Here is an 18,322-nt window from a genome sequence, read left to right on the forward strand (position 1 = left end):
CTAGCGGATGTTCGGGTCGAAGGTGAAGATCACCAGCGTGCCCAGCAGGATGGTGAACACCGTGGCGGTGTAGAGCAGGCCCTTGAGCCACAGCCGGGTGTTCGTGCGCTCCGCGTAGTCGTTGATGACCGTGCGCAGGCCGTTCGCGCCGTGCAGCATTGCGAGCCAGAGCATCAGCAGGTCCCAGACCTGCCAGAACGGCGAGGCCCAGCGGCCCGCCACGAAGGCGAAGCCGATCTTGGAGACGCCGCCGTCCAGCACGAGCTGGATCAGCAGGTGCCCGATGACCAGAACGACCAGGACGACGCCGGACAGGCGCATGAACAGCCAGGCGGCCATCTCGAAGTTGCCCCGGGTGGTCTTCGGGGTCTTCTTGGTCCGCTGGCGCGGAGGCTCGATGACCGGCGCCGGGTTGTCGACCGAGTAGAGCGACGCGCCTTCGACGGGGCCGATGCCCGAAGCGGTGGATTCAGTCGTGGACATTGGCCTCAGCTCCCGAACAGTTCACGAGCGGCGTGGCCGAGCACGGGGTAGAGCGCCCCGAGCATCAGCACGACCCACACGGCGACGACGGTCCAGAGCATCTGCTTCTGGTACCGGGCGCCCTGGATCCAGAAGTCGACGGCGATGACACGCAGGCCGTTGAGCGCGTGGAAGAGGACGGCGGCGACGAGGCCGTACTCCAGCAGCGCGACGATCGGCGTCTTGTACGTGGCCACGACGGTGTCGTAGGCCTCCGGGGACACTCGCACGAGGGCGGTGTCCAACACGTGGACGAACAGGAAGAAGAAGATGAGGACGCCGGTGACTCGATGAGCCACCCAGGACCACATTCCTTCCCGGCCGCGGTACAGCGTTCCAGCCGGCACGGAATTTTCCTCCGGGAGCGGGGGTTGGGGCCGCGCCGGCTTTCTCCGGGTCGGTCGGGCCCGGCCGGGTACGGTCCACCGGCCCCCAGCATCGTAGCCACGTATGGCCGCGTGGCGGACAGGGGCCCTGCCGCTGCGATCGAACTGGCACGCTTACGGGCTAGAGGGGCGGGCCGCGGGACGGGTGCCGGGACGGGTTCCGAGGTGCCGTCGAGGGGGCTTTGGGTGGCTTGGTGCGGATTGGCGTGGGCCTGGTGTCGCCTCCGGGCGGGTGCCGCGGCCCGTCAGTGGCCCGTCAGTGATCCGTCATGCGCGAGGAGGGCGGCCAGGCGGCCCCGGGCCAGGCGCCGGAGTTCCTCCGCCGCCACCAGGCGCTCCTCCTCGGGATCGTTGGCCAATCGTGACCGGATGCCTTCGAGTACGTGGTCCAGGACTTCGTCCGGCTTCAGACCGTCGACGCAAATGACGAACGGATGCCCGAAACGGCTCTGGTAGGCCGCGTTGGCCGCGTTCAGGGCCGTATGGGCCGCGGAGTAGGCGTCCGCCGGGAGACCGGGGAGGGCTTCCGCGGCCAGCGCGTCGGCGCGGTCCGCGCGGGGCAGGTCGTAGGCCGCCTCGTCCGCCGCCGCCAGGAGGGCTTCCAGGTCCGGGTACGGGCGGTGGGTCGCGACGCGCACGGCCCAGCGGGGGCTGTGCAGGCAGGCCAGCAGGGCGCGCTCGGCGTCCTGGGTGGTCGCGGTGTTGAAGCGGTCCAGTCCGGACGGGGCGCCGGGCGTGTCGGGCGCCCCGGGTGCTCCGGGAGTGCCGCGCGGCTGTTCGGGTACGGCGATCCGGTTGGGGAGGTGCGGGAGACGGTGCGCAGGCAGCGTGGGTCCTCGGGGCGTCGCGTGTGTCGGTGTGGGGGAAGGAGTGGGAATGAGTGGGAATGAGTGGGGATGAGTGGGGATGAGTGGCAGATGGTGTGAGAGTTGTGCCGACACGTTATCGAGTGAGTCCATGACATGTCCGATCGATAATCGAGATTCACCCGGACGGGAGGGTTTCGGAACAGCTCATCGACGTCCGTCACCCGGATGGGCCGTAGGTTGGGCGTGTGAGTCAGCACAGGCAGCACAGGCGTCGGCCATCCGCGCACCAGGTGAGGCAGCGGCGGATGCTGGTCGTGGCCCTCGCGGCGGGCGCGGTGGTCGCGGCGTCCGGCGTGGGCATCGGCCTCTGGGTGACATCGGACGACGACGGCGGTCCGGCCGGTTCCGCCGCCTCCCGCTCCGGGGACACGGCGGGTTCGCCGCCGGCCGGGGAGGCCGAGCCGAGCCCCACCCGTTCCTACCCCTTGTCCCAGGCGCCCCGGACCATCCCCGCCGTCCGTGACCACAGTGCCGAGCGCGGCCCCGGCTGGCGGCCCGAGCGCGGTCACCGGGTGGTCGTCGGCGATCCGGCCCTGGCGGACGAGGGCCGCCTCGTAGCCGGCGAGCTGGGCCTGGCGTACGCGGGGGAGAAGAACGACGAGCGCGCCGGGGACCTGCGCCTGGAGCTGAACAAGGGCAAGGGCGCGAACCCCGAGTCGTACACGATGACCGTGCGGGGCGGGCGGGTGACCGTCAGCGCCCCCGCCGAGGCGGGCGTCTTCTACGGCACCCGCACCCTCAAGCAGCAGATCCGCGGCGCCCAGACCGCCCCCGAGGGGGTCGTGCGCGACGAGCCCGCCAAGCAGCGGCGCGGGATGATGCTGGACGTTGCGCGCAAGCACTTCACCGCCGGCTGGATCGAGGACCGGGTCCGTGAGCTCGGTGACCTGAAGTTCAATGAACTGGGCCTGCACTTCTCCGACGACCAGAGCTTCCGTATCGCGTCCGACTCGCACCCGGAGATCGTGTCCGACCAGCACCTGACCAAGGCGCAGGTCAAGCGGATCGTCGACCTCGCCGCGAGCCGGCACATCACCGTCGTGCCCGAGATCGACTCGCCCGGACACCTCGGCGCCGTCATCGCCGCACACCCGGGTCTCCAGCTGCGCAACGCGGGCGGCGGGGCGGTGCGCGGCGCGATCGACATCTCCGATCCGGAGTCCGCCGAGATCGTCGACGACCTGCTGAACGAGTACGCGGAGCTGTTTCCCGGCTCGCAGTGGCACCTCGGCGCCGACGAGTACCAGGCGCTGGTGGTGTCCGACCCCGAGGCGTCGTTCCCGGGACTTGCCGCCGCCGCGCGGAAGAAGCACGGCTCCGGCGCCACCGTCGAGGACCTGGCCACGAGCTGGCTCAACGACCGCGCCGACACCGTCCGCGCCCACGGGCGCACGCTCCGCGCCTGGAACGACGGCTTCTTCGAGGACGGTTCGGTACGGGCCGCGAAGGACATCCAGGTCGCCTACTGGACCGGCAAGGAGATCGGCGCCCGGCAGCCGGCGGACTATCTGAGCGAGGGCCGCGAGGTCCTCAACTACAACGACGAGTTCCTCTACTACGTGCTGGGTGAGCCGAACGACTTCGTCTACCCGACGGGGGAGCGGATCTACGAGCAGTGGACGCCGCGCGTGCTGCGCGACACCACCGCCGTGCCCTCCCGGTACGACGGTCAGATCCTCGGCGGGTCCTTCGCCATCTGGTGCGACCTGTCCGGTGCGCAGAGTGAGGACCAGGTCGCGGCCGGGATCAGGATGCCGCTGCGGGCGACCGTGCAGAAGCTCTGGGACCCGGCCGAACCGGCGCTGTCCTGGGCGGAGTTCCGGAGCCTGGCGGACGAGGTGGACTGAGCCGGACCGGGTGTGGTGGTTTCGGTGGGCTTCGGTGGATTCCGGAGGAGTTTCGTGGGGTGGATCACGGCATATTCCTGCGAACCCCCGTACGACTGTGGTGGTCTTCTGGCGGGCCGAAACCGATACACCGGGGGGAATATCAGCATATGGGCTACTGGGGATATTTCGTCGTGGGCCGTGACGAGCGGCCGCTTGCCGAACGGGACGCGCTGGCCGGCGCCCGGGGTATGACCCTGCGCACGTCGGCCCCGGGCGGATGGCAGGTCTGGGAGTACCCGAGCGGCGACGGCGGCATAGGGAACATGAACGACCTCGCCAGGGAGACCGGCGCACCCGCGCTGTTCGGCTACGTGATGGACAGCGATTGCGTGGTGGTGGAGGCGGCGGCACCGGGGAGCGGGGCCTGGACGACCTGCCTGGCGCGGTCCGCGATGGCCGGCTACCTCGGCGCCCCGGCGGCGGACGACACCGGCGGGGCGGACGGCGTCGAGGGCGCGGAGGGTGTGGTGCAGGACGGGCTCACGCTGGAGGACTACTTCCTGGAGCCGCGTGACGCCGCCGACCGAGCCGTCGAGTGGGCCGCCGAGGCCGGACACACCGTGTCCGTGGAGGAACTGGTCGAGGTGCTGACCGCCGACCCCGGTCCTCCCCCACTCTCGGCTTCGCTCGAGCGGGGACACCCCCTGGCCGAAAACCTGTTCTTCAGATTGCTCGACCGGCTGGGAGTCGTCCCTCTGTGACATTCCCGGGCCGTCGCACGCAGTAAGGGAAAATGCGGCCTCCGTACCGGTGAGGTCCATGAAGGGCCTCTTCAGAGGCCTGTCAAGACCCACTGAGGAGACGTGGATGAGCCTGGTGGAACTGATCGCGCAGGCCGACGAGCGAGGGCTGGCCGCGAGTGGGGTGGCTTGTTTGGATCGCTGCGTGCCGTTGCTGGGCGGTGCCGACGAGACGCTGCGCCCCCTGTGGGGGAGCCTCGCCGAGGATGCCGCCGCCGAGGAATGGGCCGAGCGGCTGGAGCAGACCCGCGGCAAGCTCGCCGCAGCGGACGGCGCGCACGGCACTGAGGCGGCGGCGCTCGCGCACCGGATGCTCACCACCGCCCCGGCGGAGCGCTCCACCAACGCACTGCGCGGGTGGGCCCACGCCTGCTCGGTCACCGCGCTGCGGGTCCACCGCATCCTGGACGGCGGCGATCCCGCCGAGGACGTGACGGACGCGGTCGAGGCAGCCCGCGAGGGCCGTACGGAAGGTCTGCCCCTGTCACCGCTCTGCGCCGCCGAACTGCGCCGCCAGATCACCGTCCTGGAGGTTCTGGCCGGTCACGGCCCGGCCGGGCTGCGGCGCGCGCTGGAGGTCTCGACGGAGGGCCGGCGCGTCCTGGTCGCGGCCCTCTCCCGCCGGAACCGCAGGGACAAGTGACCGGGGCGGGACGGCCGCCGCCGGTTCAAAGGAGTAACCACTTCACCACCGCCTCGCGCTGCTGTGCCGTGCGCGTGTAGAACGCGGTCAGGTCGCGGTGGGCCGCCGCGAAGATGCCGCGTGCTTGCTGCTCCATGTCCGGGCCGCCGTAGCGCGGGACGATCCGGGCACGGGCCCGCCGCCACAGCGCGTCGAAGTCGGCGTTCTTCAGGAAGCCGGCGACTCGGCCGGCCTGCGCCGCGGTGAGCAACAGGAACGGCGGCCGGTCAGGACCGGGCGGGGAGACCGGCCGGCCACCGAGCACGACGTGCGCGGACGGTCCGTCCGGCGCGTGCGGCGAGGGAGCGCCCGCGTAGAGGACCTCGTGGTCGAGGTAGCCCTTGTCGAGGACCTCCTCGCGGTGCCGGCCGATGCGTTCGCGCACGGTGTCCCAGTCGTCCTCGAACAGCCGCAGCAGCCAGACGGGGCTGTTGCGCAGGGCTGGGGGCGGCACGGCGCGGAAGTGGAAGTACGTACTCATCGAAGACATGAGCGCGGCCGGGCCCCGATCCGTCACTCCGACGCCGATCGCCCCGCCGCCCGCCGGGCCGGACGCCCGCCGGAACGGCCGCTCCTGTGACCGTGCCGCGGCGGATCCGGGGCGGTTCTGCGCCGGTTGCCCGCGACCGGGCACATCCGGGTGACAAAACCGCGGGCCGGAGCGCTCTATCGGGTGTGACGACTGCGACGACTGTGACGACACAGCAGGAGACCCGGCCCTCGGCCGCGACCAAACCCGTGCGGTGGGCGGCGGACACCGTGACGGCGATGCGCGAAGGGGCGCGGCTGCGCCTCGACTACTCGGCGCGCAGTCTGTGGAGCGTCGACCGCGTCATCGAGGACATACGCCGGGAGGCGGCCCCCTACGCCGCCGTGGAGACGGTGCTGCGCGGGTTCGGCGCCTATGCCGGTGAGGTGATCGCACGTCAGACCGGCGGCGAGTGGTGGGCCTCGGGCGGCGAGCACTGGCTCCGTACTCCCGACGGCCGCCTCTGGGACCCGATCAAGGAGGCCCGCCGCTGCTACACGGCCGAGGGATCCCTGCGCCTGCTGTGCCGGGACGCGTCGAGCGGGGACCACTGAAGTGACGGGCGGCGCCCGGGCCCGGTCGAGCGGCACCCACGGGGCAACTGACGAGCTGTGACACTTTCGTGGCGCCGGACGCTGATGACCTTGGGGCCGTAGGCACGACCCGACCTGGCGCGCCGGACGGCTGCGCCACGGACCGGTACGGACGAGGACAGTTCTTGGGCAAGGGAGGGCAACCCCGCCGCGCACTGGCGCACGACGGGGAACTGGGCGCGGCCGTCACGCGGGCCCAGGACGGTGACGAGGCCGCCTTCGCCGTGGCCTACCGCCTCGTGCAGCCCGGACTTCTCGGCTACGCGCGCGGACTGGTCGGCGACGACGCGGAGGACGTGACCTCGGACGCCTGGCTGGAGATAGCCCGCGACCTCGGCCGGTTCAAGGGCGACGGGGCGGGGTTCCGAGGCTGGACGGCGACCATCGCCCGGCACCGGGCACTGGACCACCTGCGCCGGCAGCGGGTGCGGCCACGGCCCTCGGCGCTGGAACAGGACGTGCTGGACCTCCCCGGCCCGCAGAGCACGCCCGACCAGGCACTGGAGGCCATCTCCACCGAGCGGGCCCTGGAACTGGTCGCCGGGCTGCCCCGGGACCAGGCCGAGGCCGTACTGCTGCGGGTGGTCGTCGGCCTCGACGGCCCCGCCGCCGCCCGGGTCCTCGGCAAGCGGCCGGGCGCGGTACGGACGGCCGCGTACCGGGGCCTGAAACGCCTGGCCAGGCAGCTGGGCGGCGAAAGTGTGACGGATGAGGCCTCCCGGACGCTGGGTGATTCGAAGCGAACTGGTGACCGGGACGGCGCGTGACGGCGGGCGGGGCCGCCTGTGACGCGCGGCCGGTTCGGCGGTCTGAACATGCCGGATGTGCGGAACGTATGTGTCGGTCGGACGGTCACCGCCCGGCAGGGCCGGCCGAGTGGACCGGATGGATCAAACGGATTGAACGGATCGAGCAGGGACGGAAACGGACATGGGTGAACGGAGGAACGACGGCGGGACGCCCGGCCGTCGGGGTGTGCACCCTGATCACACGTCGAGGGGCCACCGCACGGCCGGCCAGGACGGCCCCGGCCCCGGTCCCGGTTCTGCCTCCGCCCCTTCCTCCGGTTCCTCCGGTCGGCACCCTGTCCGTGACGCCGTCGGCCCCTACCCCGTCGGCCTCGAGGCCCTGCTCGTCGAAGCCCTGGCCCAGGGCGCTGCCGACGCCGGGTCCGAGCAGCGGGCGGTGGCCGCGTTCCGGGAGGCACGGGACGCGGGCGCGCATCGCACCCGCACCCGGCGCCGCGACGACTGGCGGCCCGGGGAACGGCGCCTCGGCCGCTTCTCGGTGAAGGCCGCCCTCTCCATTCTGGTCGCCGGCCTCGGTCTGGGCGGGGTCGCCGTCGCGGGGATCGGCGCGACCGGAACGGCGACGGACGGTTCCCGGGAGGGCGGGGCCCGTTCATCGGCACCGGCCGTCACCTCCCTCCCGTCCGAGTACCTGTCCGAGGAGCCGTCCGCCGGCCGGTCCCCCGCCGGCGGCCCGGACGCGGGCTCCGGCCCCACCGCCGCGGAGCGCCCTTTCCGGGCCAAGGACACCGAGGCCCACTGCCGCGCGTACGAGAAGGTCGAGGGGCGCGGCAAGGCGCTCGAATCGGCCGCATGGAAGCGGCTCGTCGAGGCGGCGGGCGGCGCGGCGAATGTCGAGGCCCACTGCGCCGGGCAGGTGCGGTCGGTGACGGGCGGGGCGGAGCCCGGTGGCACCGGTGCGCCGGGGAACCGGCCCGGCGATGCGGGCAACTCCGGCAACGGCTCCGGTGGTCCGGACAACGGTGCGAGCGGTCGTCGGGGTGCGTCCGCCCGGCCGGGCGGCGAAGAGAAGCCGTAGTCCACGCCTGCCACGGCAACGGCCGGGGCCGCCACCCCCCACAGGAGAGGCCCCGGCCGTCGCGCGGCACGGACCGCGCGGCGGCCCGTAATTCCTACAGCGCCATGAGTGCGTTTTCTGTCACACCGTGCGGTCACAGGTTCGTTGAATCATGCACGGGATCGTGGACGGACATGGACGGGGAGAGGTTTGAGGTCGTAACGTGCCTTTCGCGCCAGCCGTCCGAGGGCAAACGACCACAACCACCACGGGCGGCCGAGACACAGAGGAACCATGACAGCGAGAACCCGGTCCGCGCAGGCGGTGCCGGCTCAGGCGCAGAAGGGCGCGCGCGGTGCTGGGGGACGACGCGGAGTTGACGGCTGCGGTGGGGGCGGCGCAGGACGGGGACGAGAGCGCTTTCCGGACGGTGTACCGGGCCGTGCACCCCCGGCTGCTGGGGTACGTCCGCACGCTGGTGGGCGAACTCGACGCCGAGGACGTGGCGTCCGAGGCGTGGCTGCAGATAGCCCGGGACCTGCAGCGGTTCAGCGGTGACGCGGACCGGTTCCGCGGCTGGGCCGCCCGGATCGCCCGCAACCGGGCCCTCGACCACATCCGCATGCGCGGGCGCCGCCCCGCGATCGGCGGCGACGAGACCGAACTGACCGGGCGGCCCGCCGAGTCCGACACCGCCGACCAGGCCATCGAGGCGATGGCCACCGACGGCGCCTTCGCCCTCATCTCGCGGCTGCCGCAGGACCAGGCCGAGGCCGTCGTCCTGCGGGTGGTCGTGGGCCTCGACGCGAGGACCGCCGCCGAGACGCTGGGCAAGCGGCCGGGCGCCGTACGCACGGCCGCGCACCGGGGCCTGAGACGGCTGGCTGAGATACTCGACGGCGATCCGGAAGCACATCCGGAATCTGCAGGGGCGCTCGACGCCCTCCCGCCCCAGAGAGAACCACGCCGCCCTGCGGTGACGTCCGCGAGTGTGACGCATATGCGAGCGCGGACGCAGAAGGACATGTGATGGCCGACGAGCAGTACAGGTGGCTGGACCGCGAAACGGCGGAGCGACTGCTGAGCGGAGAGTCACCCGAAGCTGTCGACCCGGCCGACCGTGATCAGGCCGAACGGCTCTCGAGCGCACTCGGCGCGCTGTCCGCCCCACCCCCGCCGGCCGGCGGGGAACTCCCTGGTGAGGCCGCCGCGCTGGCCGCTTTCCGCAAGGTCCGCGAGGTCCGCGAGGAGCGGGCGGGACGGGCCGGCGAGGCCGTGTCCGACGTGTCCGCAGTACCTGTCGCGCACCGGACCGGGGCCGCTCAGGGCAAGGGCACTGACGTCGGGCTGGTCAGGATCGGTGCCCCGTCCGCGGACCGACCCGGAGCCGAGCGGGCGTCCCGCTGGGCGCGCCCCGTGCGCTTCGGACTGGCCGCCGCGCTGACCGTGGGCATGGTCGGCGGTGCCGCGGTCCTGGCCGGTACCGGAGTGCTGCCGACACCATCCGGAGTCTCCGGCCCCGCCGCCCCGGCCACCGCCACCGGCCCATCCGAACGTCCCCTGGCGCCGCACCCGTCGAAGACGGACGCGCCGGGCGGCGCCGCACCCGGGGGTGAGCCGGGCAAGCCGTCCGGGGCCGCCGGCGGTGACACCGGGCAGCAGGACGGACCGGGCACCGGCGCCGACGAGGACGGCGGCGCGGTGGAGCGCGGCGTGAAGACCGGCGGCCTCGCGGCCGGGAACGGCCGCGGGAAGCAGATCGCCTCGGCCTGTCGCGCCTTACGCGACGGCCGCAAGCTCCCGGGCAACCGCAGGCGCCTGCTGGAGGGCGCGGCGGGCGGCTCCGCCCAGGTCGGGCCGTACTGCGAGAACGTCCTGGCCACCAACGGCACCGGAGCCGACGCGGGCACGGGCTCCGGCCCTGACTCCGGCTCCACCGCGAAGAGGGACGGCGGCAACGGCAACGGCAGCGACGAGGGCGCGGCGAACGGGAACGCCAACGGCAACAACGGCAACGGCAACGGCAACAACGGCAACGGCAACGGCAACGGGAACGCCAACGGCAACGCCAACGGCGGCAAGAACGGCAACGGCAACAACGGCAACGGCAACGGGAACGCCAACGGCGGCAAGAACGGCAACGGCAACAACGGCAACGGCAACGGGAACGGCAACGGCAACAACGGCAACGGCAACGGCAACGCCAACGGCGGCAAGAACGGCAAGGGTGCCGACGCGTCCGGCTGAACTGCGACGTTACGGGCGTGCGGCGTTTCCGCGCCCCGGTGTGACGTTTTCGGCCACCGGGGCGCAGTACTGAGTGAGCCGACTGGTCATCGGCTTTTGCATGGAGCCGGGTTACCCCCGTACCTGTGGCTCGTGCATTCGGCGCGGGCGGGACACGTTCCCCCGGTCCCGCCCGCGCCCTTCTCACCCCTCCGATGCTGCTGGGCGCCCGCGGCGCTCACCAGTGGACGACGACCTTGTCGCCGTTGCGCACCTGCTCGTACAACCGGGCGATGGCCGCCTCGTCCCGCACGTTGACGCAGCCGTGCGAGGAACCGGCGTAGCCCCGCGCGGCGAAGTCGGCCGAGAAGTGCACGGCCTGGCCGCCGCTGAAGAACATGGCGTAGGGCATCGGCGAGTCGTAGAGCGTGGACACATGGTCGCGGGACTTCCAGTAGACCTCGAAGACACCGTCGCGCGTCGGTGTGGGGTCGGAGCCGAAGCGGACGGGCAGCGTCGTCAGGGTCCGTCCGTCGATCATCCAGCGCAGGGTGCGGCTGGACTTGCTGATGCACAGCACCCGGCCCGTCCGGCAGCGCGCGTCGGGAGCGGCGGCCGGCTGGCCGCCCATCAGGTACAGCTCCCACCGGCCCGGCTCGCGTGTCATGCCGAGCAGCCGCTGCCAGGTGACGGTGTCGGTCCGCCCGGTCCGCGGCAGCCCGCGCTTGCCCTGGAACCCCTCGACGGCCTCCCGCGTGGGGCCGTCGTATGTCCCGGTGGGGCCATCGAACAGCCAGGCGATCTGCCGCAGCCGGGCCTGGAGCTCACGGATGTCACGGCCCGAGTCACCCGGTGACCACAGCACCCGCGCCGGCACGCTCTCCGCGCGGTCCCCGGCGTCGGAGCCCTCGCCCCTCCTGCCGTCGCCTCCGGACCCGGCCCCCGAATCGCTGCCGGCCCCGGACCCGGCCCCCGAGTCGGCCCCGGACCCGGAATCGCTGCCGGACCCGGACCCGGACCCGGACCCGGATTCGGAACCGGAGCCCGTGTCGGAGGGCGGCCGGTACGCCGACGGCGTCCGGCTCGGCAGTTCGATGCGCACCGGAGACCGCCCGTCGCCGTCCGCGTCGACGGGCTGCACGGTGCAGCCCACCGCACCCCCGGCCAGCGCGGCCAGCGCCACGCCCGCCGCAACGGCCCTCGTCGCCGTACCCGTACCTGTGCCCGACCGCGACCGCGACCGGGTCCGCGTCGGTGTCCGCGCCGTCGTCCCCATGGCCCCGGTCCTCACCGCTCCGGTCCCCACGCCCGTAGTACGCATGCGAGCCCCCCTCGCCTCACCGGTCCCTGCGGGCCGTCACCTGAGATGCTCCCCGACGTGACCGCTTCCGAACCAGGGAGCATGGTGGTGAGTGACAGGCGGACGGCGGCGGAGGTGAGCGCTGTGAGCGGGGTCCCACCGGCTCTGTGAGGAAGGTCCCAGCGTGCGCCCCTGCACCGGGTCCCACGCCCACGGCTACAGTCCGACGGAGAGTCGGGTCCGTACTACGGGTAGTCGGTCTGTACTGACTGGTGAGCAACTGACGGTTAACGGGCGAGCAGGCCGAGCAGCGCTGCTCAGCGGGAGGCATCACACCATGGCACGCGAGTCGGACAGTGCTCGGTCCACCGAGAGCGGACTGCCCATCGAACCGGTCTACGGACCGGAGTCCCTCGAGGGCTGGGACCCGGCCGAGCAGCTGGGCGAGCCGGGGACGTTCCCGTTCACCCGGGGCGTGTACCCGACGATGTACACCGGCCGTCCCTGGACGATGCGCCAGTACGCCGGTTTCGGCACGGCGAGCGAGTCCAACGCCCGGTACAAGCAGCTGATCGCCAACGGCACGATGGGCCTGTCGGTCGCCTTCGACCTGCCCACCCAGATGGGCCACGACTCCGACGCCCCGATCGCCTCGGGCGAGGTCGGCAAGGTGGGCGTCGCCATCGACTCGATCGACGACATGCGGGTGCTGTTCGGCGGGATCCCGCTGGACCAGGTCTCCACGTCGATGACGATCAACGCGCCCGCCTCCCTCCTACTGCTCCTGTACCAACTCGTCGCCGAGGAGCAGGGCGTCCCGGCCGACCAGCTCACCGGCACGATCCAGAACGACGTGCTGAAGGAGTACATCGCGCGCGGGACGTACATCTTCCCGCCGAAGCCGTCGCTGCGGCTGATCGCGGACATCTTCAAGTACTGCCGGGCCGAGATCCCGAAGTGGAACACGATCTCGATCTCCGGCTACCACATGGCCGAGGCGGGGGCCTCCCCGGCGCAGGAGATCGCGTTCACCCTGGCCGACGGCATCGAGTACGTCCGTACGGCGGTCGCGGCCGGCATGGACGTCGACGACTTCGCACCCCGCCTGTCGTTCTTCTTCGTCGCCCGCACCACGATCCTGGAGGAGGTCGCCAAGTTCCGCGCGGCCCGCCGGATCTGGGCCCGGGTCATGAAGGAGGAGTTCGGGGCGAAGAACCCCAAGTCCCTGATGCTGCGCTTCCACACGCAGACGGCCGGTGTCCAGCTGACCGCCCAGCAGCCCGAGGTCAACCTCGTCCGCGTCGCCGTGCAGGGCCTGGCGGCGGTGCTCGGCGGCACGCAGTCGCTGCACACCAACTCCTTCGACGAGGCCATCGCGCTGCCCACCGACAAGAGCGCCCGTCTGGCCCTGCGCACCCAGCAGGTCCTCGCCTACGAGACGGACGTGACGGCGACAGTCGACCCCTTCGCGGGCTCCTACGTCATCGAGAGGATGACCGACGAGGTGGAGGCCGCGGCGCTGGAGCTGATGGAGCGGGTCGAGGACCTCGGCGGCGCGGTCGACGCCATCGAGCACGGCTTCCAGAAGGGCGAGATCGAGCGCTCCGCCTACCGCATCGCCCAGGAGACCGACTCCGGTGAGCGGGTTGTGGTCGGCGTCAACCGCTACCAGCTCGACGCCGAGGAGCCCTACGAGCCGCTGCGCGTCGACCCGGCGATCGAGGCCCAGCAGGCCGAACGCCTGGCGAAGCTGCGCGCGGAGCGCGACCAGCAGACGGTGGACAACGCCCTGGCCGCCCTGAAGAAGGCCGCGGAGGGCGAGGACAACGTCCTGTACCCGATGAAGGACGCCCTGCGCGCGCGGGCGACGGTGGGCGAGGTGTGCAACGCGCTGCGGGAGGTGTGGGGGACGTACGTGCCCTCGGACGCCTTCTGAGCTGGGCCATTACCCCGAATGGGTGATTGGGGGTGAAAGCCGCACATCCCCGGTTACCCTCGTGGAGGGTGTTCCCGTAAGGAGGGTGCCGTGGCTGTGATGCTGCACGAGTCGTCGCTTGCCGATGCTGCTGACCATCTCTGGGAGGAGCTGCCCGGCCACCGGGTAGAGATCCTCAACGGGAGCATCGTCGTGACACCGCCGCCGGACGGTCCGCACCAGGAGTCGCTGACCTGGCTCGTCGAGGAGTTCTCACGGATCGGAGCCAGGCAGGCGGGTCTCAGATACATCGGTGGCATCGGGTTGTGGCTGCCGACGGGACCCGACGACTACGCGGTCCCCGACTTCTCCGTGGTCGATGACGACTACAGGGACGCGCTGGTGGAGAAGGACTGCTACGCGCCGCACGTCTTCCGCCTGGTGCTGGAGGTGACCTCCACCAACTGGTCCAACGACACGGCCATCAAGGTCGGGACCTACGCCCGGGCGGGCATCCCGGCTTACCTCATCGCGGATCGCCACCACGACGAGGTCCTGCTGTACACCGACCCGAAGGACGGCAAGTACCCCGACCCCCAGTACTTCAAGCGGGGCCAGTCCGTCCCCGTCCCCGAATCCGTCGGGATCACCCTCGACCTCTCCGTCGACACCCTCCTGGACGGCGACGACTGACCGAACTCCGGACAGCCGAATCGGAGTGTCGTACCCCCGTGCGACACTCCTTTTCATGTTCGGTGTCATCGATCTCCCCACCTACCTCGCGGGCCTGATCCTCATCGTGCTGCTGCCCGGCCCCAACTCCCTGTACGTCCTGTCCGTCGCCGCCCGGCGCGGGGTGCGGGTCGGCTACCGGGCGGCGGCCGGAGTCTGGTGCGGGGACGCCGTGCTGATGACGCTGTCCGCGGCGGGCGTCGCCTCGTTGCTCCAGGCGAACGCCGTGCTGTTCGGCATCGTGAAGTACGCGGGCGCCGGCTATCTGACATGGCTCGCGATCGGCATGCTGCGCGCGGCCTGGGGCATGTGGCGGACCCGGCGGGAGCAGAGCGCACCCGAGGCGGTCACGGCCGACGCGGCCCCGATGGAGCGGCCGTACCGCAGGGCGCTGGTCATCAGCCTGCTCAACCCCAAGGCGATCCTGTTCTTCGTCTCCTTCTTCGTGCAGTTCGTCGACCCGGCCTACGCCCACCCGGTGCTGTCCTTCGTCGTCCTGGGCGTCTTCGCGCAGATCGCCAGCGTGCTCTACCTGAGCGCGCTCATCTTCGGCGGCACCAAACTCGCCGCCGCCTTCCGCCGTCGCCGGGCCCTGTCGGCGGGCGCCACCTCGGCAGCGGGCGCCCTGTTCCTGGGCTTCGCGGCGAAGCTCTCGCTCGCGGGCGCATAGGGCCTCTCGTCCGGGTCAGGCCGGCGGCCGGCGAGGGCCGAACCGGGTCAGGTACTCCGGAAGTCCGGCCGCCGCCGTGTCCCCGGCCCAGCCGACGTACCCGTCGGGACGGACGAGGAACAGCCCCGTTCCGTAGGACTCGTGCGCCGGTCCGCGCACCACCCGCACGGGCACTTCGGTGCCGGGCGCCGGCACCCCCAGTGCCAGCAGGGTCCAGTGCGGTCCCCGGAACGCGTCGAAGAGGCGTACGCCGTCCACCGTGGCGTCGGGGGCGCGGTCGCCCGCCCGCAGCGGGCCGGGAGCCGTACGTGTCTCGCGCGCGAGGGACGACGCCGGGTAGCCCAGGCCCAGTTGGCGCGTGGCCGCTCCGCGCCTGGTCTCGCCCCGGTGGACGCTGGTGGACAGGCTGAGCATCTGCGCGGCGATCGGGCGCCGCTCCTCCTCGTAGGTGTCCAGCAGGGACGCGACCGCTCCGTCGCGCAGCACCGCGCCCAGCTTCCAGCCCAGGTTGTGGGCGTCCTGGACGCTGGTGTTGAGGCCCTGGCCGCCGGCCGGGGAGTGCACGTGCGCCGCGTCACCGGCGAGGAACACCCGGCCCGCGCGGAAGCGGTCGGCCAGCGCGGCCCGCGGGCGGAAGTCCGAGGCCCAGCGGACCTCGGTGACGTCGTCGGGGGCGAGGTGGGAGCGGGCGGCGACGACCCGCCGTATGCCGTCGAGGGAAAGGTCCACCTCCGTACCGTGCGCGAACCGGGTGATCAGCTGGAAGTCCTCCGTCCCGGCCAGCGGACAGATCGCGAGGATGTCGCCGCCGTCGCGGGGCGGGAAGATGTGCCAGTTGTCGCGGTCGAGGCCGGTGATCCGCACGTCTGCCACGAGCATGGGGCCCGGGTCGACCTGCTCCCCGGTCATGGTGATGCCGACCGCGCGGCGCACCGCCGAGCGGCCGCCGTCCGCGGCGACGGCGTACCGGGCGCGCACCGCGTCGCCGGAGGTGAGGCGCACCGTCACGCCCTCCTCGTCCTGGGTCAGGCCGGTGACCTTCCGGCCGAAGGCGACTTTGCCGCCGAGTTCCTCCAGCCGCTCCAGCAGGATCCGCTGCGTGCGCCACTGCGGAATCATGCAGGGCTCGGTGTACGGCGAGTCCTCGTCCGCCCCGACCGGGTCGAACATCCGGTGCTCGCCGACCCGCTCGCCGTCCTGCCAGATCATCCCGGCCGGGTAGGTTCCACCCGCCGCGCGGATCGCGTCGTACACGCCGAGGTCGTCGAAGATCTCCATGGTGCGCGGCTGGAGCCCTTTGCCGCGCGAGCCGGGGAACAGCCCGTCCGCCCGTTCCACGACCTGGGCGGGAACCCCGCGCCGGGCCAGGTCGATACCGAGGGTGAGGCCGGTGGGGCCGGCGCCCACGATCAGGACATCGGTGTCGTTCACGATCCGCTCCTTAACGTCGTTAAGTGGCCGTCGTTGCCGAGCGTGGCCTTAACGGTGTTAAGTTGTCAAGTGTGAGTACGGAACGACGCGCGCCCCTGGACCGCGAACGGGTCGCCGACACGGCGCTGAGGCTGCTGAACGAGGTGGGCCTGGACGGCCTGACGCTGCGCGCCATCGCCAGGGAACTGGACGTCAAGGCGCCCGCCCTGTACTGGCACTTCAAGGACAAGCAGGCGCTGCTCGACGAGATGGCGACCGAGATGTACCGGCGGATGACTGCCGGTGCCGCGCTCGACGCCGGTGACACCTGGCGGGAGCGATTGCTGAAAGCCAACCGGGGACTGCGCGCGGCGCTGCTCGGCTATCGCGACGGCGCGAAGGTGTTCAGCGGCTCACGCTTCACCGGTCTCGTGCACGTGGAGCAGATGGAGGACAACCTGCGCCTGCTCACGGCCGCCGGTCTCACCCTGCCCCAGGCGGCCCGCGCGCTGAACACGATGTACCTCTACACGCTCGGTTTCGTCACCGAGGAGCAGGGCGTCGAGCCGCTGCCCGGAGAGCGGCGCGAGGGCTTCGACCTCGCCGGGCGCGCCCGCCTCATGGCCGGCTTCCCGCTGGCGGCCGAGGCGGGCAGGGAGATCTTCGAGGACTACGGCCGGCACTTCGAGGAAGGGCTGGCGCTGCTGATCGCGGGGATCGCGGCGCGGTACGGCGTGGACTGAAGGACGCTCAGCGCACCCTGGACAGCACCGCCCGGATCTTCGGCGTCAGCGTCTCCTCCACGTACCGGTTCAGCAGCCAGGCCAGCAGCAGCATCGCGGCGATGGTGAGGGTGAAGGTCCCGGCCGAGCCGATGCCGAGGCCGCGGTGCAGGCCGTGGATGACCACCCAGCCCAGGTGCTCGTGGACCAGGTAGAACGGGTAGGTGAGGGCGCCCGCGACGGTCAGCCAACGCCAGTTCGCCCAGTCCAGCCGGCCCAGCGCGATGGCGGCGACCGCGGCGAACCCGAGCGTCACGATCAGGATGATGCCGAACGAGGTCCTGTTGGAGAAGGCGTCCGGGCTCGGCGTGTGCCACAGGTCCTGGACCGCGTAGTGCTGGCCGATCAGCCAGCTCACCCCGACGATGCCCCAGGCGTACATGTCCTTGCGGTCGCGGTGGACGAGGTACAGGCCGACACCGCCGACGAAGAACGGCGCGTACTGGGGCATCAGGACGAGGTCGAGCAGCGGCTCGTTCGCGCCTTCGGCGATCGCCGCCGCCAGGATCCACAGCGCGCAGAAGAGGATCACCCGCTGCCGGGTCGCCCCGGGCATCACCACGAACAGGGCGAACAGCGCGTAGAAGCGGATCTCGGCCCACAGTGTCCAGCACACCCCCAGCACCCGGTCCACGCCGAGTGGCTGCTGGAGCATCGTCAGGTTCACCAGGGCGTCGCTCGGTGAGACGGCCTCGTAGACGACCACCGGCAGGGCGAACACCGCCGTCACCAGGAGGACCGCCGCCCAGTAGGCGGGCAGCAGCCGGGAGGCGCGGGAGGCGAAGAACGACCGCAGCGGCCTGCCCCAGCCGCTCATGCAGATGACGAATCCGCTGATCACGAAGAAGATCTGGACACCGAGACAGCCGTAGGCGAAGTACTCGTGGAGAGTGGGGAACTGGACCTTCGGAGAGCTTCCCCAGGCGGTGGTGACATCGCCGCCGCGCCCGCCGTAGTGATAGGCCGCCACCATCAGCGCGGCGACCAGCCGCAGTCCGTCCAGGGCGCGCAGCCGGGGACGCCCGCGCGGCTTTCCCGGCTCCGTCGGCCGGGTCGCTTCGGGCGCCGGACGGGCGAGCGCGCTGGTCAAGGAAAACCCCTGGGTTTCATGATTCCGGCCGGATTCGGCCGAGGGTACGCCAGCACGCTAGTCCGATGGACGGAGAACAACCGAACGTCAGGCCAATGATTCTCCGGCCGGTAGAGGTGAGTTCACCTGGATGTCGTTTTGGCTTTCTAAATTCTTCCAACATCCCCCTTGCGTGGAAGAA

The 18,322-nt window shown here is 71.7% G+C and carries 19 protein-coding genes; 12 read left to right on the top strand and 7 right to left on the bottom strand.

What is annotated here, in order from left to right; translation table 11 throughout:
• The 3 genes from ACFPZI_RS06525 to ACFPZI_RS06535 all read right to left on the bottom strand — a co-directional run bounded on the left by ACFPZI_RS06525 (nucleotide 1) and on the right by ACFPZI_RS06535 (nucleotide 1,867).
• Nucleotides 1–483 carry a succinate dehydrogenase hydrophobic membrane anchor subunit gene (locus ACFPZI_RS06525; protein WP_381359342.1) on the bottom strand — a complete coding sequence of 161 codons (483 nt, stop codon included), beginning with the start codon at nucleotides 481–483 and terminating at the stop codon, nucleotides 1–3.
• Between the two features lie 5 nt (nucleotides 484–488).
• Nucleotides 489–869: a succinate dehydrogenase, cytochrome b556 subunit gene (gene sdhC / locus ACFPZI_RS06530; RefSeq protein ID WP_381359344.1), complete on the bottom strand. Its 381-nt coding sequence runs from the start codon at nucleotides 867–869 to the stop codon at nucleotides 489–491.
• A gap of 284 nt (nucleotides 870–1,153) precedes the next feature.
• Entirely contained in the window at nucleotides 1,154–1,867 is a 714-nt protein-coding gene (locus ACFPZI_RS06535; RefSeq protein WP_381359347.1) for a 2-oxo-4-hydroxy-4-carboxy-5-ureidoimidazoline decarboxylase, read from the bottom strand.
• A gap of 155 nt (nucleotides 1,868–2,022) precedes the next feature.
• Here ACFPZI_RS06535 and ACFPZI_RS06540 point away from each other — a divergent pair, with 155 nt between their 5' ends.
• The 3 genes from ACFPZI_RS06540 to ACFPZI_RS06550 all read left to right on the top strand — a co-directional run bounded on the left by ACFPZI_RS06540 (nucleotide 2,023) and on the right by ACFPZI_RS06550 (nucleotide 5,049).
• Nucleotides 2,023–3,624, top strand: a complete 1,602-nt coding sequence (locus ACFPZI_RS06540; RefSeq protein WP_381359553.1) for a beta-N-acetylhexosaminidase — start codon at nucleotides 2,023–2,025, stop codon at nucleotides 3,622–3,624.
• Nucleotides 3,625–3,773: 149 nt separating this feature from the next.
• Complete coding sequence (locus tag ACFPZI_RS06545) at nucleotides 3,774–4,367, top strand: hypothetical protein (protein WP_381359350.1); 594 nt, start codon at nucleotides 3,774–3,776, stop codon at nucleotides 4,365–4,367.
• Nucleotides 4,368–4,473: 106 nt separating this feature from the next.
• Nucleotides 4,474–5,049 carry a hypothetical protein gene (locus ACFPZI_RS06550; protein WP_381359353.1) on the top strand — a complete coding sequence of 192 codons (576 nt, stop codon included), beginning with the start codon at nucleotides 4,474–4,476 and terminating at the stop codon, nucleotides 5,047–5,049.
• A gap of 25 nt (nucleotides 5,050–5,074) precedes the next feature.
• Here ACFPZI_RS06550 and ACFPZI_RS06555 read toward each other — a convergent pair whose 3' ends face one another.
• On the bottom strand, nucleotides 5,075–5,569 hold the full coding sequence (locus tag ACFPZI_RS06555; protein WP_381359356.1) for a DUF1877 family protein: 495 nt from the start codon (nucleotides 5,567–5,569) through the stop codon (nucleotides 5,075–5,077).
• 212 nt (nucleotides 5,570–5,781) lie between these two features.
• Here ACFPZI_RS06555 and ACFPZI_RS06560 point away from each other — a divergent pair, with 212 nt between their 5' ends.
• The 5 genes from ACFPZI_RS06560 (at nucleotide 5,782) to ACFPZI_RS06580 (ending at nucleotide 10,263) form a co-directional block, all read left to right on the top strand.
• Nucleotides 5,782–6,171, top strand: coding sequence for a hypothetical protein (locus ACFPZI_RS06560; RefSeq protein WP_381359359.1), 390 nt, complete (start codon nucleotides 5,782–5,784; stop codon nucleotides 6,169–6,171).
• Nucleotides 6,172–6,335: 164 nt separating this feature from the next.
• The gene (locus ACFPZI_RS06565; RefSeq protein WP_381359362.1) at nucleotides 6,336–6,977 is read left to right on the top strand and encodes an RNA polymerase sigma factor; all 642 of its coding nucleotides are present in this window, start codon (nucleotides 6,336–6,338) and stop codon (nucleotides 6,975–6,977) included.
• A gap of 163 nt (nucleotides 6,978–7,140) precedes the next feature.
• Nucleotides 7,141–8,037, top strand: a complete 897-nt coding sequence (locus tag ACFPZI_RS06570) for a hypothetical protein (RefSeq protein ID WP_381359365.1) — start codon at nucleotides 7,141–7,143, stop codon at nucleotides 8,035–8,037.
• Nucleotides 8,038–8,371: 334 nt separating this feature from the next.
• Nucleotides 8,372–9,046 carry an RNA polymerase sigma factor gene (locus tag ACFPZI_RS06575; RefSeq protein WP_381359368.1) on the top strand — a complete coding sequence of 225 codons (675 nt, stop codon included), beginning with the start codon at nucleotides 8,372–8,374 and terminating at the stop codon, nucleotides 9,044–9,046.
• Nucleotides 9,046–10,263, top strand: a complete 1,218-nt coding sequence (locus ACFPZI_RS06580; protein ID WP_381359371.1) for a hypothetical protein — start codon at nucleotides 9,046–9,048, stop codon at nucleotides 10,261–10,263. Before ACFPZI_RS06575 ends, ACFPZI_RS06580 begins: the two co-directional genes overlap by 1 nt.
• Nucleotides 10,264–10,480: 217 nt before the next feature.
• On the opposite strand, the gene ACFPZI_RS06585 is transcribed toward ACFPZI_RS06580, so the two are convergent.
• Nucleotides 10,481–11,518, bottom strand: a complete 1,038-nt coding sequence (locus ACFPZI_RS06585; RefSeq protein ID WP_381359374.1) for a L,D-transpeptidase family protein — start codon at nucleotides 11,516–11,518, stop codon at nucleotides 10,481–10,483.
• A 361-nt stretch (nucleotides 11,519–11,879) separates the two neighbouring features.
• Here ACFPZI_RS06585 and ACFPZI_RS06590 point away from each other — a divergent pair, with 361 nt between their 5' ends.
• The 3 genes from ACFPZI_RS06590 (at nucleotide 11,880) to leuE (ending at nucleotide 14,859) form a co-directional block, all read left to right on the top strand.
• Entirely contained in the window at nucleotides 11,880–13,478 is a 1,599-nt protein-coding gene (locus tag ACFPZI_RS06590) for an acyl-CoA mutase large subunit family protein (RefSeq protein ID WP_381359376.1), read from the top strand.
• Nucleotides 13,479–13,577: 99 nt separating this feature from the next.
• Nucleotides 13,578–14,150 carry a Uma2 family endonuclease gene (locus tag ACFPZI_RS06595; RefSeq protein ID WP_381359556.1) on the top strand — a complete coding sequence of 191 codons (573 nt, stop codon included), beginning with the start codon at nucleotides 13,578–13,580 and terminating at the stop codon, nucleotides 14,148–14,150.
• Between the two features lie 55 nt (nucleotides 14,151–14,205).
• Entirely contained in the window at nucleotides 14,206–14,859 is a 654-nt protein-coding gene (gene leuE, locus ACFPZI_RS06600) for a leucine efflux protein LeuE (protein ID WP_381359379.1), read from the top strand.
• 15 nt (nucleotides 14,860–14,874) lie between these two features.
• On the opposite strand, the gene ACFPZI_RS06605 is transcribed toward leuE, so the two are convergent.
• Nucleotides 14,875–16,290: an FAD-dependent monooxygenase gene (locus ACFPZI_RS06605; RefSeq protein WP_461111214.1), complete on the bottom strand. Its 1,416-nt coding sequence runs from the start codon at nucleotides 16,288–16,290 to the stop codon at nucleotides 14,875–14,877.
• 71 nt (nucleotides 16,291–16,361) lie between these two features.
• On the opposite strand from ACFPZI_RS06605, the gene ACFPZI_RS06610 reads away from it, so the two are divergent.
• Entirely contained in the window at nucleotides 16,362–17,012 is a 651-nt protein-coding gene (locus ACFPZI_RS06610) for a TetR/AcrR family transcriptional regulator C-terminal domain-containing protein (RefSeq protein ID WP_381359382.1), read from the top strand.
• A gap of 7 nt (nucleotides 17,013–17,019) precedes the next feature.
• Here ACFPZI_RS06610 and ACFPZI_RS06615 read toward each other — a convergent pair whose 3' ends face one another.
• Complete coding sequence (locus ACFPZI_RS06615) at nucleotides 17,020–18,141, bottom strand: acyltransferase family protein (RefSeq protein ID WP_381359384.1); 1,122 nt, start codon at nucleotides 18,139–18,141, stop codon at nucleotides 17,020–17,022.
• Nucleotides 18,142–18,322: the final 181 nt, after the last annotated feature.

This window comes from Streptomyces chlorus, assembly GCF_042655885.1.
Lineage (GTDB): Bacteria > Actinomycetota > Actinomycetes > Streptomycetales > Streptomycetaceae > Streptomyces > Streptomyces chlorus.

Excerpts from the sequence above, each read along its gene's own strand:
- ACFPZI_RS06525 (WP_381359342.1), bottom strand. The coding sequence starts at position 483 with ATGTCCACGACTGAATCCACCGCTTCGGGCATCGGCCCCGTCGAAGGC.
- ACFPZI_RS06535 (WP_381359347.1), bottom strand. The coding sequence starts at position 1,867 with ATGGACTCACTCGATAACGTGTCGGCACAACTCTCACACCATCTGCCA.
- ACFPZI_RS06540 (WP_381359553.1), top strand. The coding sequence starts at position 2,023 with ATGCTGGTCGTGGCCCTCGCGGCGGGCGCGGTGGTCGCGGCGTCCGGC.
- ACFPZI_RS06545 (WP_381359350.1), top strand. The coding sequence starts at position 3,774 with ATGGGCTACTGGGGATATTTCGTCGTGGGCCGTGACGAGCGGCCGCTT.
- ACFPZI_RS06550 (WP_381359353.1), top strand. The coding sequence starts at position 4,474 with ATGAGCCTGGTGGAACTGATCGCGCAGGCCGACGAGCGAGGGCTGGCC.
- ACFPZI_RS06555 (WP_381359356.1), bottom strand. The coding sequence starts at position 5,569 with ATGAGTACGTACTTCCACTTCCGCGCCGTGCCGCCCCCAGCCCTGCGC.
- ACFPZI_RS06570 (WP_381359365.1), top strand. The coding sequence starts at position 7,141 with ATGGGTGAACGGAGGAACGACGGCGGGACGCCCGGCCGTCGGGGTGTG.
- ACFPZI_RS06580 (WP_381359371.1), top strand. The coding sequence starts at position 9,046 with ATGGCCGACGAGCAGTACAGGTGGCTGGACCGCGAAACGGCGGAGCGA.
- ACFPZI_RS06585 (WP_381359374.1), bottom strand. The coding sequence starts at position 11,518 with ATGGGGACGACGGCGCGGACACCGACGCGGACCCGGTCGCGGTCGCGG.
- ACFPZI_RS06590 (WP_381359376.1), top strand. The coding sequence starts at position 11,880 with ATGGCACGCGAGTCGGACAGTGCTCGGTCCACCGAGAGCGGACTGCCC.
- ACFPZI_RS06595 (WP_381359556.1), top strand. The coding sequence starts at position 13,578 with ATGCTGCACGAGTCGTCGCTTGCCGATGCTGCTGACCATCTCTGGGAG.
- leuE (WP_381359379.1), top strand. The coding sequence starts at position 14,206 with ATGTTCGGTGTCATCGATCTCCCCACCTACCTCGCGGGCCTGATCCTC.